At 69.5% G+C, this 13,059-nt stretch carries 12 protein-coding genes and 1 pseudogene; 7 read left to right on the plus strand and 6 right to left on the minus strand.

Annotated features, from left to right (window positions below; all coding sequences use genetic code 11):
- Positions 1-32: 32 nt before the first annotated feature.
- The gene (locus AB0M54_RS38815; protein WP_364325580.1) at positions 33-458 is read right to left on the minus strand and encodes a MarR family winged helix-turn-helix transcriptional regulator; all 426 of its coding nucleotides are present in this window, start codon (positions 456-458) and stop codon (positions 33-35) included.
- A gap of 90 nt (positions 459-548) precedes the next feature.
- Here AB0M54_RS38815 and AB0M54_RS38820 point away from each other — a divergent pair, with 90 nt between their 5' ends.
- The 4 genes and pseudogenes from AB0M54_RS38820 to AB0M54_RS38835 all read left to right on the plus strand — a co-directional run.
- A complete protein-coding gene (locus tag AB0M54_RS38820; RefSeq protein WP_364476956.1) occupies positions 549-1,451 on the plus strand; it encodes an SDR family NAD(P)-dependent oxidoreductase in 903 nt (300 codons plus the stop codon).
- Positions 1,451-2,332, plus strand: a complete 882-nt coding sequence (locus AB0M54_RS38825; RefSeq protein ID WP_364476958.1) for an amidohydrolase family protein — start codon at positions 1,451-1,453, stop codon at positions 2,330-2,332. The genes AB0M54_RS38820 and AB0M54_RS38825 overlap by 1 nt, the downstream gene beginning before the upstream one ends.
- Positions 2,329-2,784, plus strand: coding sequence for a MaoC family dehydratase (locus tag AB0M54_RS38830; protein WP_364476960.1), 456 nt, complete (start codon positions 2,329-2,331; stop codon positions 2,782-2,784). Before AB0M54_RS38825 ends, AB0M54_RS38830 begins: the two co-directional genes overlap by 4 nt.
- A gap of 59 nt (positions 2,785-2,843) precedes the next feature.
- A pseudogene (locus AB0M54_RS38835) lies at positions 2,844-2,957 on the plus strand (hypothetical protein); the annotation flags it as partial.
- Between the two features lie 151 nt (positions 2,958-3,108).
- Here AB0M54_RS38835 and AB0M54_RS38840 read toward each other — a convergent pair.
- On the minus strand, positions 3,109-3,756 hold the full coding sequence (locus AB0M54_RS38840; protein WP_364476962.1) for a GntR family transcriptional regulator: 648 nt from the start codon (positions 3,754-3,756) through the stop codon (positions 3,109-3,111).
- Complete coding sequence (locus tag AB0M54_RS38845) at positions 3,753-3,974, minus strand: hypothetical protein (RefSeq protein ID WP_364319732.1); 222 nt, start codon at positions 3,972-3,974, stop codon at positions 3,753-3,755. The genes AB0M54_RS38840 and AB0M54_RS38845 overlap by 4 nt, the downstream gene beginning before the upstream one ends.
- 516 nt (positions 3,975-4,490) lie before the next feature.
- Between AB0M54_RS38845 and AB0M54_RS38850 the strand changes: the two genes are divergently transcribed.
- The gene (locus AB0M54_RS38850) at positions 4,491-5,564 is read left to right on the plus strand and encodes a GGDEF domain-containing protein (protein ID WP_364319729.1); all 1,074 of its coding nucleotides are present in this window, start codon (positions 4,491-4,493) and stop codon (positions 5,562-5,564) included.
- A 43-nt stretch (positions 5,565-5,607) separates the two neighbouring features.
- Here AB0M54_RS38850 and AB0M54_RS38855 read toward each other — a convergent pair whose 3' ends face one another.
- Positions 5,608-6,354 carry an alanyl-tRNA editing protein gene (locus AB0M54_RS38855; protein WP_364476963.1) on the minus strand — a complete coding sequence of 249 codons (747 nt, stop codon included), beginning with the start codon at positions 6,352-6,354 and terminating at the stop codon, positions 5,608-5,610.
- Between the two features lie 281 nt (positions 6,355-6,635).
- Between AB0M54_RS38855 and AB0M54_RS38860 the strand changes: the two genes are divergently transcribed.
- Positions 6,636-7,766 carry a substrate-binding domain-containing protein gene (locus AB0M54_RS38860; protein WP_364319725.1) on the plus strand — a complete coding sequence of 377 codons (1,131 nt, stop codon included), beginning with the start codon at positions 6,636-6,638 and terminating at the stop codon, positions 7,764-7,766.
- Here the strand turns inward: AB0M54_RS38860 and smpB are convergent.
- On the minus strand, positions 7,763-8,245 hold the full coding sequence (gene smpB, locus AB0M54_RS38865) for an SsrA-binding protein SmpB (RefSeq protein WP_364476964.1): 483 nt from the start codon (positions 8,243-8,245) through the stop codon (positions 7,763-7,765). The two genes, AB0M54_RS38860 and smpB, sit on opposite strands and share 4 nt — an antisense overlap.
- Before the next feature lie 219 nt (positions 8,246-8,464).
- Here smpB and AB0M54_RS38870 point away from each other — a divergent pair, with 219 nt between their 5' ends.
- Positions 8,465-11,299, plus strand: coding sequence for a M36 family metallopeptidase (locus AB0M54_RS38870; RefSeq protein WP_364476966.1), 2,835 nt, complete (start codon positions 8,465-8,467; stop codon positions 11,297-11,299).
- Positions 11,300-11,341: 42 nt separating this feature from the next.
- Here AB0M54_RS38870 and AB0M54_RS38875 read toward each other — a convergent pair whose 3' ends face one another.
- Positions 11,342-13,039, minus strand: a complete 1,698-nt coding sequence (locus AB0M54_RS38875; RefSeq protein WP_364476968.1) for a heme peroxidase family protein — start codon at positions 13,037-13,039, stop codon at positions 11,342-11,344.
- Between the last annotated feature and the right edge of the window lie 20 nt (positions 13,040-13,059).

The raw sequence follows: 13,059 nt of genomic DNA on the forward strand, positions 1-13,059 counted from the left end.
TCCCTGGTCGCACGTTCGTTAGCAACGCCCCGTCAGGCGAGGGCCTGCCAGGCCGAGGTGAGATTGCGGCGGAGTTCGACCGGGTCGAGGTCGCTGGTCATCGTCTCCTCCAGCCGGCGGACCGGTTCGGCCAGCCCGGCCAGCAGTTCGGTGCCCGTGCCGGTGAGGTAGATGAGCATCTCGCGGCGGTTGGCGGGGTTGCGTTCACGCCGGATCAGACGGCGTTCCTCGAGCGTGGAGACCATGTCGGCCATGGCCTGGGCGGTGACGAACGAGTCGCGGGCCAGCTTGGCGGTGGTCAGGCCGTCGTGCCGGTGCAGCACGGTCAGGGCGGTGTACTGCAGGGCGGTGATCCCAGCCGGCCGGACCAGGTCGCTCAGCCGCGCCCGGACCAGCAACTCCAGCTGTTTCACCAGGTAGAGCAGCGATGAAGCGGTCGTGCGGGGAACAGCCGTCATGGGCTGGATGGTAGAGCATTGACAGGAAGCCTGTTCGATACGAAGCTGTGAAGAACAGGTTTCCTGTCCTTTCTCCCAGGGTGGTTGCTCATGGATCTCGGTGGCAAGGTGGCGATCGTGACCGGCAGCGGTCGCGGACTCGGACTGGCGTACGCGAAGGCCCTGGCCGCCGCGGGCGCGGCCGTCGTGGTCAACGACGTCGACGCCACGGCGGTGGACGCCGCGGTCGCCGCGATCACGGACGGCGGCGGTCGCGCGACCGGGGTGACCGCGCCGGTCGGCGACACCGCCACGGCGCAGGCCCTCGTCGAGACCGCGGTCCGGGAGTTCGGCCGGCTCGACGTGCTGATCACGAACGCCGGCATCCTGCGCGACCGGGTGCTCTGGAAGATGACCGACGAAGACTTCGACGCGGTGATCAACGTGCACCTGCGCGGCACGTTCACCTGCGCCCGGGCCGCCGCGGTGCGCCTGCGTGAGCAGGGCGACGGCGGCCGGATCATCCTGATCTCCTCGCCGGCGGGCCAGCGCGGCAACTTCGGCCAGACCAACTACGCCGCCGCCAAGGCCGGCATCGCCGCCATGGCCCGCACCTGGGCGCTCGAGCTGGCCCGCAACGGCATCACGGTCAACGCCGTGGTCCCGGTCGCGGCCACCGAGATGACCCGCACCATCCCCGCCTTCGCCCCGGTCATCGACGAGGCCGAACGCACCGGTGCGCCGTTGCCCGCCTGGCTGCGGCGCGACGAGGGGCTCGGCACCGTCGACGACGTCACCGGCCTGATCACGTTCCTCGCCTCGGACGCGGCCAAGGACATCACCGGCCAGGCGATCGGGGTCGGCGGTGATCGGCTCGCGCTCTGGGCCCACCCGTCGGAGAAGGCGGTCGCGTTCGCCGACGGCGGGTGGAGCGCCGAGGCGATCGCCTCGGCCCCGGTCTTCGAGCAGCTCGAGACCTACGGCATCCCCGCGCCGAAGGCCCCGGACGCGTGATGGACGTCGCCGGCCTCGTTGCGATCGATGTCCACACGCACGCCGAGATCAGCCGGGACGGCCACGGTTCCCTCAGCCCCGAGCTGCTCGGTGCGTCCGAGGACTACTTCAAGGCCCACGGCCATCGGCAGCCGACGATCGACGAGACCGCGGCCTACTACCGGGAGCGCCGGATGGCCGCGGTGATCTTCACGGTCGACGCCGAGCACGCCACCGGCCACCCGCGGATCGCCAACGAAGAGGTCGCCGAGAGCTGCGCGGCGCACCCGGACGTGCTGATCCCGTTCGCCAGCGTCGATCCGCACAAGGGCCGGGCCGGCCGGCGCGAGGCGCGGCGCCTGGTCACCGAGTACGGTGTCCGCGGCTTCAAGTTCCATCCCAGCCTGCAGGGCTTCAGCCCGGACGACCCGATGGCGTACCCGTTGTACGAGGTGATCGAGGAACTCGGCGTGCCGGCCCTGTTCCACACCGGACAGACCGGCATCGGCGCCGGGTTGCCGGGCGGGGGCGGCATCCGGCTGCGGTACGCCAACCCGATGGTGGTCGACGACGTCGCGGTCGACTTCCCCGAGCTGCGCATCATCCTCGCCCATCCGTCGTTCCCGTGGCAGGACGAGGCGCTGGCGGTCGCCACCCACAAGCCGTACGTCTACATCGACCTGTCCGGCTGGTCGCCCAAGTACTTCCCGCCGCAGCTGGTCCGCTACGCCAACTCGCTGCTGCAGGACAAGGTGCTCTTCGGCTCGGACTACCCGGTGCTGACCCCCGACCGCTGGCTCGCCGACTTCGCGAAGCTCGAGATCAAGCCGGCCGTCCGGCCCAAGATCCTCAAGGGGAACGCCGCCCGCCTCCTCGGACTCGACAAGGAGACCCCCGGATGACCATCGTGAACGGACTCGACGAGAGCAAGGCGCTGACCGGCCGGGACCTCGGGCGCAGCGACTGGCTGGAGATCACCCAGGAGCGGGTGAGCCAGTTCGCCGACGCCACCGGCGACCATCAGTGGATCCACGTCGACGTCGAGCGGGCCCGTGGCGGGCCGTTCGGTGCGACCATCGCCCATGGTTACCTCACCCTGTCGCTGGTGATCCCGCTGCTCACCGCCATGCTGGAGATCCGCGGCACGACCATGAGCGTCAACTACGGGCTGGACAAGGTTCGTTTCCCGCACCCGGTGCGGGTCGGTTCGAAGATCCGGCTCGCCGCCACCGTGGCCGAGGCGGCCGAGGTGGCCGGGGACGGCGTACAAATGCTGATCGATCTCACGGTGGAGATCGACGGCGAGCCGAAGCCGGCCTGCGCGGCCCGGGCCGTCCTGCGCCACTACTTCTGATGACGGCCATCCCGGAGCGCAACCAGGGCCTCGGGTCCTGGCCGGCGAGGCGGGCGGTGATGTCGCCGGGCCGGACGGCGCTGATCCACGACGGCCGGGCCACCATCTATCCCGAGCTGCATGAGCGGGTCACCCGGCTGGCTCACGGGCTGCGGTCGGCCGGTGTCGGCCCCGGCGACCGGGTCGATTGGCGGACCACCCGCCAACCGTGTTCCCAACCCCCTCAGGGCAGAACACCTGGATCGTTACGCAACACGTACAGCAGCGGGGTTTCCGGGTCGGCGGTGACCTCGTGCGACTCCCCGTTCACGCTGATGGTCGTGGTCATGCCTTCTCCCCGAACACCTCGGGATGGTTGCCCAGCTCGATCCGGGTACGCCGGATGTGGCCGGACACGAACCGGCCGGCGTCGATCTCGTCCCGCCGGAACATCGCGTCGATGATCAGCCGGTGCTCGGCGTTCACCACCCGCATCCGGCTGGGGCCGCTGATCCGCACGAACGCCCGGCGGTAGTACTGCGTCGAGTTCCACAGCCGGTGGACGGTGGCACTCAAGTGCTCGATCTTGCAGCCGGCATAGGTCAGCAGGTGGAACTCGCGGTCGAGCTCGAGGAAGCCGTGCACGTCGGTGCCCCGCTCGATCTCGTCCTGCAGCTCGGTCAGCCGGTACAGGTCGGAGTCGTCCAGTTCAGGCAGGCTCTCGGCCAGGGCGAGCGGTTCGAGTTGTTCGCGCATCCGGTAGATGACGTCGACCTCGTGCATGCTGAGCCGCGGCACGCGGGCGCCCTTGTTCGGCTCGTTCTCGATGAGTCCCTCGCCTGCGAGCATCTGCAGCGCCTCGCGGACCGGAAGCCGGCTCGCACCCAGTTGCTGTGCCACGTCTTCCTGCCGCACCCGGTCGCCGGGGCCGAGGGCGCCGCCCAGGATGGCGTCGCGCAGGTGAGTGGCGATCCGTTGCGTGGCGACCGTCATGCCGTCGCCTCCGCGGCGGACTCGGCGTTCAAACAGGGCCGGCCGTGCGGGTCGGAGCCCGATGGCGCCAGGGAGGAGACCCGGCGTTGGCTCTCGTGAAGGCCCGGCACGTAAAGGTATTCGCGGCCGAGGACGTCGACCAGGAAGGCCTGGGCGTCGTCGAGGCCGGGCACGGTGGAACCGGTTTGGTCGAGCCACCGCAGTCCGGGCAGTTCCACGGTCGTCCTCCTGTCTGCCGTCCGGGGTTGTGTCGTCGCAACCGATCCACTTTTGGATCCAATCGGAGCCTAGCGCGCGAACATCGACGGCGAAAAGCTTGAAATTGGATCCAATCCTATGGCAGCCTTGTCGGCGAGAGCGAAGGAGGACCCGATGCCCCTACACCGCACACTCCACCCGGACGCGCCCTGGACCGAGCTGGCCGCCGCCGACGCCGACTGGGATGCCGCCGACTCCTCCGATGGGACCGGCTCATGCCCTGGCGGCAGACGCAGCGGCAGGCTCACGAGACGCCGAAGGGCACGTTCGTCTGCCACCCGGACGGGAACCACGGGGTGTCGAACCTGCGGTCGATCGCGCGGCCGTCGATCGCGGACTGGACGCGCGGGCAGTTGAGCGGGAGTGGCGATGGCAATTGATCTCAATGTCCGGCCGCGCGTGTGTCCGCGGCCTCGTGGGGACGGGTTCCCGGATACATTGCTCGTGGCCGATCCCGCCCGGGTCGAAGGAGAGCGATGTCCGACGCTGACACGCACGTCCAGGCGCTACGTACGCTCATCTCGGTCAGCAAACGGGTGCACGGGAGTCTCGACCTCACCCAGACCCTGGACGCGGTCGCGGAAGGCGTCGTCGAGGCGGCCGGCTTCGGGCTCGCCGTGGTCAACCTGGCCGAGCCCAACGGCGACTTCACCGTCGTCTCGGCGGCCGGCAGCGACAAACTGCGCCGCGAGATGGTCGGCACCAAGGGGAGCGCGGACAACTGGCACGAGCTGTTCCGGCGGGCCGACCGGTGGGACAACCTGTACTTCGTCGACCATCGCAAAGGCGTTCCGGAAAGCCTCTACACGTGGGTTCCGGACATCCCGGAGCCGGACGACCCGGACGCCTGGCATCCGCTGGACTGCCTGTTCGCGCCGCTCATGGCGCCGGGGGGCTCCTGGGTCGGGGTGCTCAGCGTGGACCTGCCGGTCAGCGGCATGCGGCCGGGACCGGAGCAGCGGGAGATCCTCTCGCTGTTCGCGGAGCACGCGGCGATCGCGATCCTGCACGCCCGGATGCACTCGGCGCTCGAGCACAGCCAGGAGGAACTGCAGCACGCGGCCACCCATGACTCGCTGACCGGGCTGGCGAACCGGGCATTTCTGCGCGAGCGGGTGAACGCGCTCCTGCGCGAGCCGGGACGTGAGGTCGGGGTGCTGGTGATCGACCTGAACGGGTTCAAGCGGGTCAACGACGCGGCCGGGCATGAGGCGGGGGACGAGGTGCTGCGGGTGGTGGCCCGGCGGATGCGGCGGCACATCCGCGAGGGGGACCTGCTGGCGCGGATGGGTGGCGACGAGTTCCTGGTGGTGCTGTCGGGCGAGAACCTCGAGGGGCCGCTCCGGGAGACGGCCGACCGGCTTCGCGAGGTGGTCGGCAAGCCGATCGAGACGGCCACCGGCGTCCACTTCGTGGGGGCCAGCGTCGGGGCGGCGCACGGCACGGCCGGCGACGACTTCGGGGCGCTGGTGGAGGCGGCGGACACCGAGATGTACAGGGTCAAGCGCCAGCGGCGCCTGCGATCGGCCGACCCCGGCATCCCGGCCTGAAGGGGACGGCACCGCGGGGCGCGGCGGGTGGGGTCAGGTGGGGTCAGGTGGAGAGCTTGATGCGGACGCGGCGGTTCTGGCGGCCCTTGCTCTCGACCTTCTGGACGGTGATGTGACCGACCTGGGCGGTTGAGGCCACATGGGTGCCGCCGTCGGCCTGGATGTCGAGGCCGACGATGTCGACCACGCGGATCTCGGGCATCTCCAGCGGGGGCAGGGCGTCCTGGGTGCGGACCAGGTCGGGGATGGCCAGCGCCTCGTCGCGGGGGAGGATCCTGGCGACGATCCGGCGGTCAGCGGCTATCTCGGTGTTGACGGCGTCCTCGAGGGCCTGTTTGAAGCCGGGCGGGACCTCGGGCAGGTTGAAGTCCATGCGGGCCTCGCCCGGTTGCATGTTGCCGCCGGTGACCAGGGCGCCGAAGTCGCGGAACACCGTGCCGCAGAGGATGTGCAGGCCGGAGTGGGTGCGCATCAGGGTGGAGCGGCGGTCGTCGTCCAGGGCGCCGCGAACCGCGGTTCCAGCCTTGGGGATGGGGTCGCCGGGGGCGGGGATCAGGTAGAGGTCGTCGCCCTTGCGGGTGTCGATGACGCGGGTCTGCACGCCCTCCCAGAGCAGGACACCGTGGTCGGGTGGCTGCCCGCCGCCGCCGGGGTAGAAGGCCGAGCGGTCCAGGACGATGCCGGCCTCGGGGTTCGCCGGGTCGGACCACACCACGGCGCAGTCCCATTCGCGCAGGGTCGGGTCGGTCCAGTCCAACCGGTGCGTGTGCCCGTGTTGTTCGAACGCCATCCGACGATCCTAGGCCCGGACGCTCGGTGACCAAAGACTTCCAGCCAGTAACAGAGCGTAGGAGTTGAGGTTCATCGGATGATCTCCGCTTGCGCAGGGTGGGGGATGCTTTTACGGAACGTGAGGACGGATCGGCTTTTCGGTCATGAAATGGATGTGAGGGGGGCTCGGAGTGCACCGATCGGCCCGGCACGACGTATCTTGGACCAGCGCCGAGGGCCCGCCATCCCTCGCGGCACGCCTCGATTCCCCCTTGAGGACCCCCGAGAGGACCCCCGTACATGCGTAAGGCAATGGCGTCGCTCGCCGTGTTCGGAATGCTGGCCACGGGTGGACTCTCCGCCTGTACCGGTGATGACGGGGACGGCGGCGCGGCCAACGGTAGTGGTGGCACCAAGACGAATGCGACCGGTAAGGGCGGCGTCGGCATCATCATGCCGGACAAGACGTCGTCGCAGCGCTGGGTGTCGGACGACCCGAAGTATCTCGCGGAAGCGTTCAAGGCGGCCGGCGTGCCGGCTGACATCCAGAACGCCGACGGCGACAAGACCCGGTTCGTCCAGATCGGCGAGAGCATGATCGCCGGCGGCGTCAAGGTGTTGATGCTGACGAACCTCGACTCCCCTTCGGCCAAGATCCTTCTGGACAAGGCGAAGGCCGCCGGCATCAAGACCATCGACTACGACCGTCTGACGCTCAACGGCGGCGCTGACTACTACGTGTCCTTCGACAACAAGGCCGTCGGCGTCCTTCAGGCGACCGAGCTCACGAAGTGCATCGCCGCCCAGAACTACACCAACCCGGTGATCGCCGAGCTGAACGGTTCGCCCACCGACAACAACGCCACCGAGTTCAAGGCCGGGTACGACGAGGTGCTGCAGCCGCTGTACGACGCGGCGAGCTACACCAAGGGCCCGGACCAGTCGGTGCCCGACTGGAAGAACGACCAGGCGGGCCAGATCTTCACCCAGATGTTCGCCCAGCAGCCGCGCATCCAGGGTGTGGTCGCCGCCAACGACGGTCTCGGCAACGCGGTCATCGAGGTGCTCCGCAAGAAGAAGCTGAACGGCAAGGTGCCGGTCACCGGCCAGGACGCCACCGTGCAGGGTCTGCAGAACATTCTGCTCGGCGACCAGTGCATGACCGTCTTCAAGAACACCAAGGACCAGGCGAACAAGGCCGCCGAGCTGGCCATCAAGCTCTACAACGGCGAGCAGCCGACCACGGTCGAACAGCAGAAGGACGTCGAGTCCGGCGCGTACGTGCCATTCGTCAGCCTTCAGCCCAAGGCGATCACCAAGGATAAGATCAACACGGTCATCGAGGCCGGCTACGCCACGTACGCCGATGTCTGCAAGGGCAAGTTCGCCGAGCTCTGCGAGGAGAACGGCATCGTCAACCCCAAGCCCTAGCGGGTCCGGCCCTTCAGGCGGCGGCCCATGTGCCGGGCGATCTCGCGTTTCGCGTCCCGCTCGGCCAGGGCCTGCCGCTTGTCGTACGACCGGAGGCCCCGGGCCAGGGCCAGTTCGACCTTGGCCCAGCCGTCGTTGAAGTAGAGCGACAACGGTACGACCGTGAGCCCGTGCTCGTCGTGCAGGCGAGCACGGATCCGGTCGATCTCCACCCGGTGCAGCAGCAGCTTGCGGTTGCGCCGCGGCGCGTGGTTGGTCCAGCTGCCGAAGCCGTACTCGGCGATGTGCAACCCGTACAGGATGAGTTCGCCCTCGTGCTCGCCCGCGAACGCGTCGCGCAACGAGCAGTAGCCCGCGCGTAGCGATTTCACCTCGGTCCCGGCGAGCACCAGCCCGGCCTCGTACGTCTTGAGGATGGCGTAGTCGTGCCGGGCCTTCTTGTTGGACGCGATGAGGGTGCGCCCGGTCTCGCGGGTCATCCGGTCATTGTGCGCGAGGCGTGCCGGAAAGTCCGTCAATAACGACGCCTTGACCGCCGGCCGGGCGCCGGGCACCGGCCGGCCCGGCCGTCCCGATCAGCGACGTCGTGACCGAACCCCGGTCAACAAATCGTCCGAACACATCAATACATGCAAATCATTGAGTAGTCTCCGACTGTCCTGAAGAGATCCTCCAGGACCACAGCTCAGGAGGTGCGCGTGCACAGACGCACACGTTTTGCCCTGGTCGCGGGGCTACTCGCGACAACCACCCTGATCGCCGCCGGGCCGACGCCGGCCGGCGCGGCGCCGGCGCCGGCCGCACCCACGGGAACACCGCTGACCGGCGAGCCGGTCGGCCACGAGCACGATTTTGTCGACAACCGCGGCGGCGCGGTCGCTCCCCGCGCCGGAGCCCGGGTCGCGGGCGCCCGCTTCAACAAGTTCGGCACGCCGGCCCGCCTGACCGGCAAGCTGGCGACCGGCCTGTCGAAGGACCCGGTGGCCGCGGCCAAGCAGTACCTCAAGCAGAGCCGCGGCCTGTTCGCCCTGGACGCGGCCTCGGTCGACAACCTCCAGACGGTCTCCAGCACGCCGGTCGGCCAGGGCTCGGTCGTGCTGCTGCGCCAGAGGTTCGGCAAGCTGCCCGCCGCCCACGACGGCCTGGTCGCCGTCGCGGTCAAGGCCGGCGACGTCCTCTCGGTCAGTTCCACGCTCAGCCCGGAGGTGGCCGCACCCGAGCCGGCCACCCTCACCCAGGCCCAGGCGGTGACCGCCGCCCTGCGCGACGCCAAGCTGACCCGGGCCGACCTGGCGACCCACCGGGTCCGTACGGTCGCCATGCCGATGCCCGGCGCGCCCGCGCGTACCGCGTTCGAGGTCGTCCTTCTCTCCAGGAGCGGCGAGCTCGGCTACACCACGTTCATCGACGCCCGGGACGGCAAGGTCCTGGTCCGCGAGAACCTGGTGAACAGCGCCGAGGCCGAGTCGGAGGACAACCCGCACTGGAAGGTCTTCGTCAGCACCCCCACCACGGGCGCCGACTCCCGGGCCACCTGGTGCGCCGCGGCCGCCCCCGAGTGCTCGCGGGTGGTGCTCGACCCGGCGACCGGCAAGGCGTGGGACATCGACCCGGACACCGGCGTCACCTCACAGACCACCAGCGGCAACTCGGCCTACTCGGTGCGGTTCTGGGACGCCGCGTCGCCGCAGGTCCCGGCCACGCCGAGCCCGACGCGCGACTACACGTACCCCTTCACCAACCAGTGGAACTCCACCAAGTGCGACCCCACCACGCTGGCCTCCCCGCAGCAGGCGGACGTCGACGCGGCCACCACGAACCTGTTCGCCATGCACAACCGGATGCACGACTGGTCGTACCACCTGGGCTTCACCGAGGCGACCTGGAACCTGCAGAAGACCAACGTCTCGCCGTACGGCAAGGGCGGTGACGCCGAGCGCGGCAACGCGCAGCAGGGCGCCAACACCCAGAGCACCCGCAACAACGCCAACCAGGCCACCCCGCCGGACGGCGTGACCCCGACGACCAACATGTACATGTGGCAGCCGATCGCGGGCAGCTCGTACCCGCCGTGCGTCGACGGCGACTACGACATGACGGTGATCGGGCACGAGTACACCCACGCGATCAGCAACCGGATGATCGCCGGCCCGGACTCCGGCATCAGCTCGCAGCAGGGCGGCTCGATGGGCGAGAGCTGGTCCGACCTGCTGGCCATGGAGTACCTGTTCGAGTCGGGCTACGTGCCGCGCGGCAACACGCCGTACGTGACCGGCGGCTACGTGACCGGCGACCTGGCCACCGGCATCCGCAACTACGACATGAGCAACAGCCCGCTCAACTACTCCAACTTCGGGTACGACCGCGGCCCGGCCGTGCACGCCGACGGCGAGATCTGGAGCGCCACCCAGTTCGACGTACGCCGCAACTTCATCTCCCGCTACGGCACGGGCACCCGCACCCTGCAGGAGAGCTGCGCGAACGGGCAGACGCCGGCCACCGAGTGCCCGGGCAACCGGCGCTGGGCCCAGCTGCTGTTCGACTCGTTCCTGCTCGCCGCCACCGGTCAGATCAGCATGCTCGACATGCGCGACAACATGATCACGGCGGACGCGCTGCGCTTCGACGGGGCCAACGCCGACCTGCTGTGGAACGCGTTCGCCGTCCGCGGCATGGGCGCCGGCGCCTCCAGCGGCCCGGCCGACATCGACCCGGTGGCGAGCTTCGCGTCGCCGTACACGGAGAACGTCGAACTGACCTTCAAACCGGCCGGCGGGGGAGCGGGCAAGGTCGCGCGCCTCTACATCGGCGACTTCGACTTCGGCTCGACGCCGGTCGCCGACACCGACCCGGCCACCCCGATCCCGGACACCTTCACCGTGGTGCCGGGCACCTACAAGTTCCTGGCCATCGGCAAGGGTCTGGGCCACAAGAAATTCACCCAGCCCGTGTACGCGGGCGTGACCACGGCCGTGACCGCGGTGATGCCGAGCAACCTGGCGTCGTCCACCAACGGCGCGACGGCCGCGGGCGACGGCGTCAACGCGCAGAACCTGCTCGACGACGCCGAGGCCACCTCGTGGAGCGGCACCGGCGGCGTGGCGGGCAGGACCGTCACCGTCGACCTGCCCGGTGACGCCGCCCAGCTGGTCTCCCGGGTCCAGGTCAGCGGCCTGACCGGCACCATGATGACCTCGGTCCGGAAGTTCGAGGTGCTGACCTGCAACGCGCGCGCCGGTCAGGACTGCGCCACGGACGCCGGGTACCGCTCGGTCTTCGTCAGCCCCGACAACGCGTTCGCCACGGGCTCGTTCCGGCCGAAGATCCGGGACGTCGTGATCAAGTCGTTCACGGTCCGCCCGGGCAACGCCACCCACGTGCGGTACCGCACGCTCACCAACCAGTGCACCGGCAACCCGCTCTACGCCGGTGAGCAGGACAACGACCCGCGCAGCACCACCGACTGCGCCTCCTCGCCGACGCCGGGCGCGACCACGGTCGCCACGGCCGAGTTCCAGGTGTTCGGCAGCTGATGGGAAAGAGGGCCGGGGACATCGTCCCCGGCCCTCCGCACATCAGGCGGGCGGCGGTGCCGGCGTCTCGTTGCCGAGCGGCGCCAGCAGGTCGGTCCGGCCGTCGAACGTGAACAGCAGCAGGTCGACCATCCGGAAGTCGCCCGCCTTCGAGGCGATGCCGGGCGTCGGCCGCCAGGACGGGTCGCGGAGGATCGAGATCCGGCTGGCCTCCATGGCCCGGTGGAACACCTCGGCGACGATCCGGCCGCCGACCCCGGTCAGCCGGCCGCCGTTCAGCTCGGCCTCCCGCAGGATGTAGAACCACAACGGCGTGCGCTGGAGGAACTCCTCCCGCTCGGCCTCGGTCAGCGTGTCGAGCTTCGCGCCGCCGGCCCCGTTCAGCAGCTCGTCGTCCTTCAGCTTGCCCACCCCGAGGAACTCGGCCATCTGCTGCCCGCTGGCCAGGTTGACCATGTTGGCCCGGACCAGGTTGCGGAAGGCCAGGTTGAGCCGGGGTGAGCCGGCCTGGACGCCCTTGCCGCCGAACGCGCCGAGCGGCAGCTCCGCGAGCGGGTCGACGAGGAGCGTGTCGATGCGCTGCGCCAGGTTGATGCCGTTCGGCGCGGCCAGGTCGGCCCGGCCCGCCTCGCCGGCGAAGTCGTACATCCGCCGCCAGTCGACCGTCCAGTTGGTGGGCAGCCGCTCGAACAGGCCGGATTCCTGGTCGTTGACGTTGGGGTTGAACGGGTCGAAGTTGCCGCTGGTGCCACTGAAGATGAACAGCAGCCGCAGGGTGCCGCGACCGCCGCTGAAAACCCGGTTCCAGTCGTACGCGGCCCGCACCATGCTGTGACCCAGCCGGTACGCGGCGACCGAGAACTCGATCGGCATCGTCGGCGTGTCACCGAACTGACGGGACGGGTTGCCGTGGTCGTCGAGCTTGACCGGCGGCTCGAAGAACTTCCGGCCGTTGGTGAAGACGTCGTCCACGATGGACTTGTCCACGATGCGCGGCAGGAAGTCGGTCTTCAGCATCCACTGGTAGTGCTTGACCACCAGCTCACGGGCCCGGTCGAAGAGCTGGGTGCTGGGCACGCTGCGGTCGACCAGGAAGTCGACCACCCGGTTGTGGAACCGCTGGAACGCCAGGTGGGTCTGCGCGACGACCAGGTTCTCGTCGTTGCGCTTGTCCGGGATCTGGGCGGCCTGCCGCTCCGCCTTGGTCGATCCCTGGGTGACGCGCGGCAGGTCGTACCCGTTGAGGTTGACGTTGGTGCCCGGGTCCGGGCCGATCGCGGCGGTCTGCCCGACCTTCAGATGAATCTTGTCGTCGGCGTAGAACCGGTCGTCGGCGGCGTCGGCCGGGCCGCGCCCGTACACCGAGTCGAGGTCCAGCGCCGGGGACCGGCCCTGGATCAGCTCCGCGACCGTGACGTGCTCACCGAGCGCCGCCGCGGTGTTGTCCAGAGTGAGGTCGTGATCGACGAACTGGCCCAGGTAGGTGAACCCGGCCGGCACCGGCGGATCGGCCGAGACCGGCTGCACCTGCCCCTCGGCCGGCTTGACCGTCATGGCCTTCGCGACCTTCTCGAGCAGCAGCTCGTCGTGCGCCTCGCCCTTCCGGCCCAGCCGCGAGAACCGGAATTTTCGCAGCTCGGCCAGCGGCGTCGGATCTTCCCGGTGCTTCTTGCCGTGCTCGTCCGTGGTCAGGATGCCCTCGCCGACCACGAAGTAGTTCTCGCGCATGTGACGCTTCACGCTGCGCACCTTTCCCCCGA

This window comes from Actinoplanes sp. NPDC051470 (genome assembly GCF_040682035.1).
Taxonomy (GTDB): Bacteria; Actinomycetota; Actinomycetes; order Mycobacteriales; family Micromonosporaceae; genus Actinoplanes.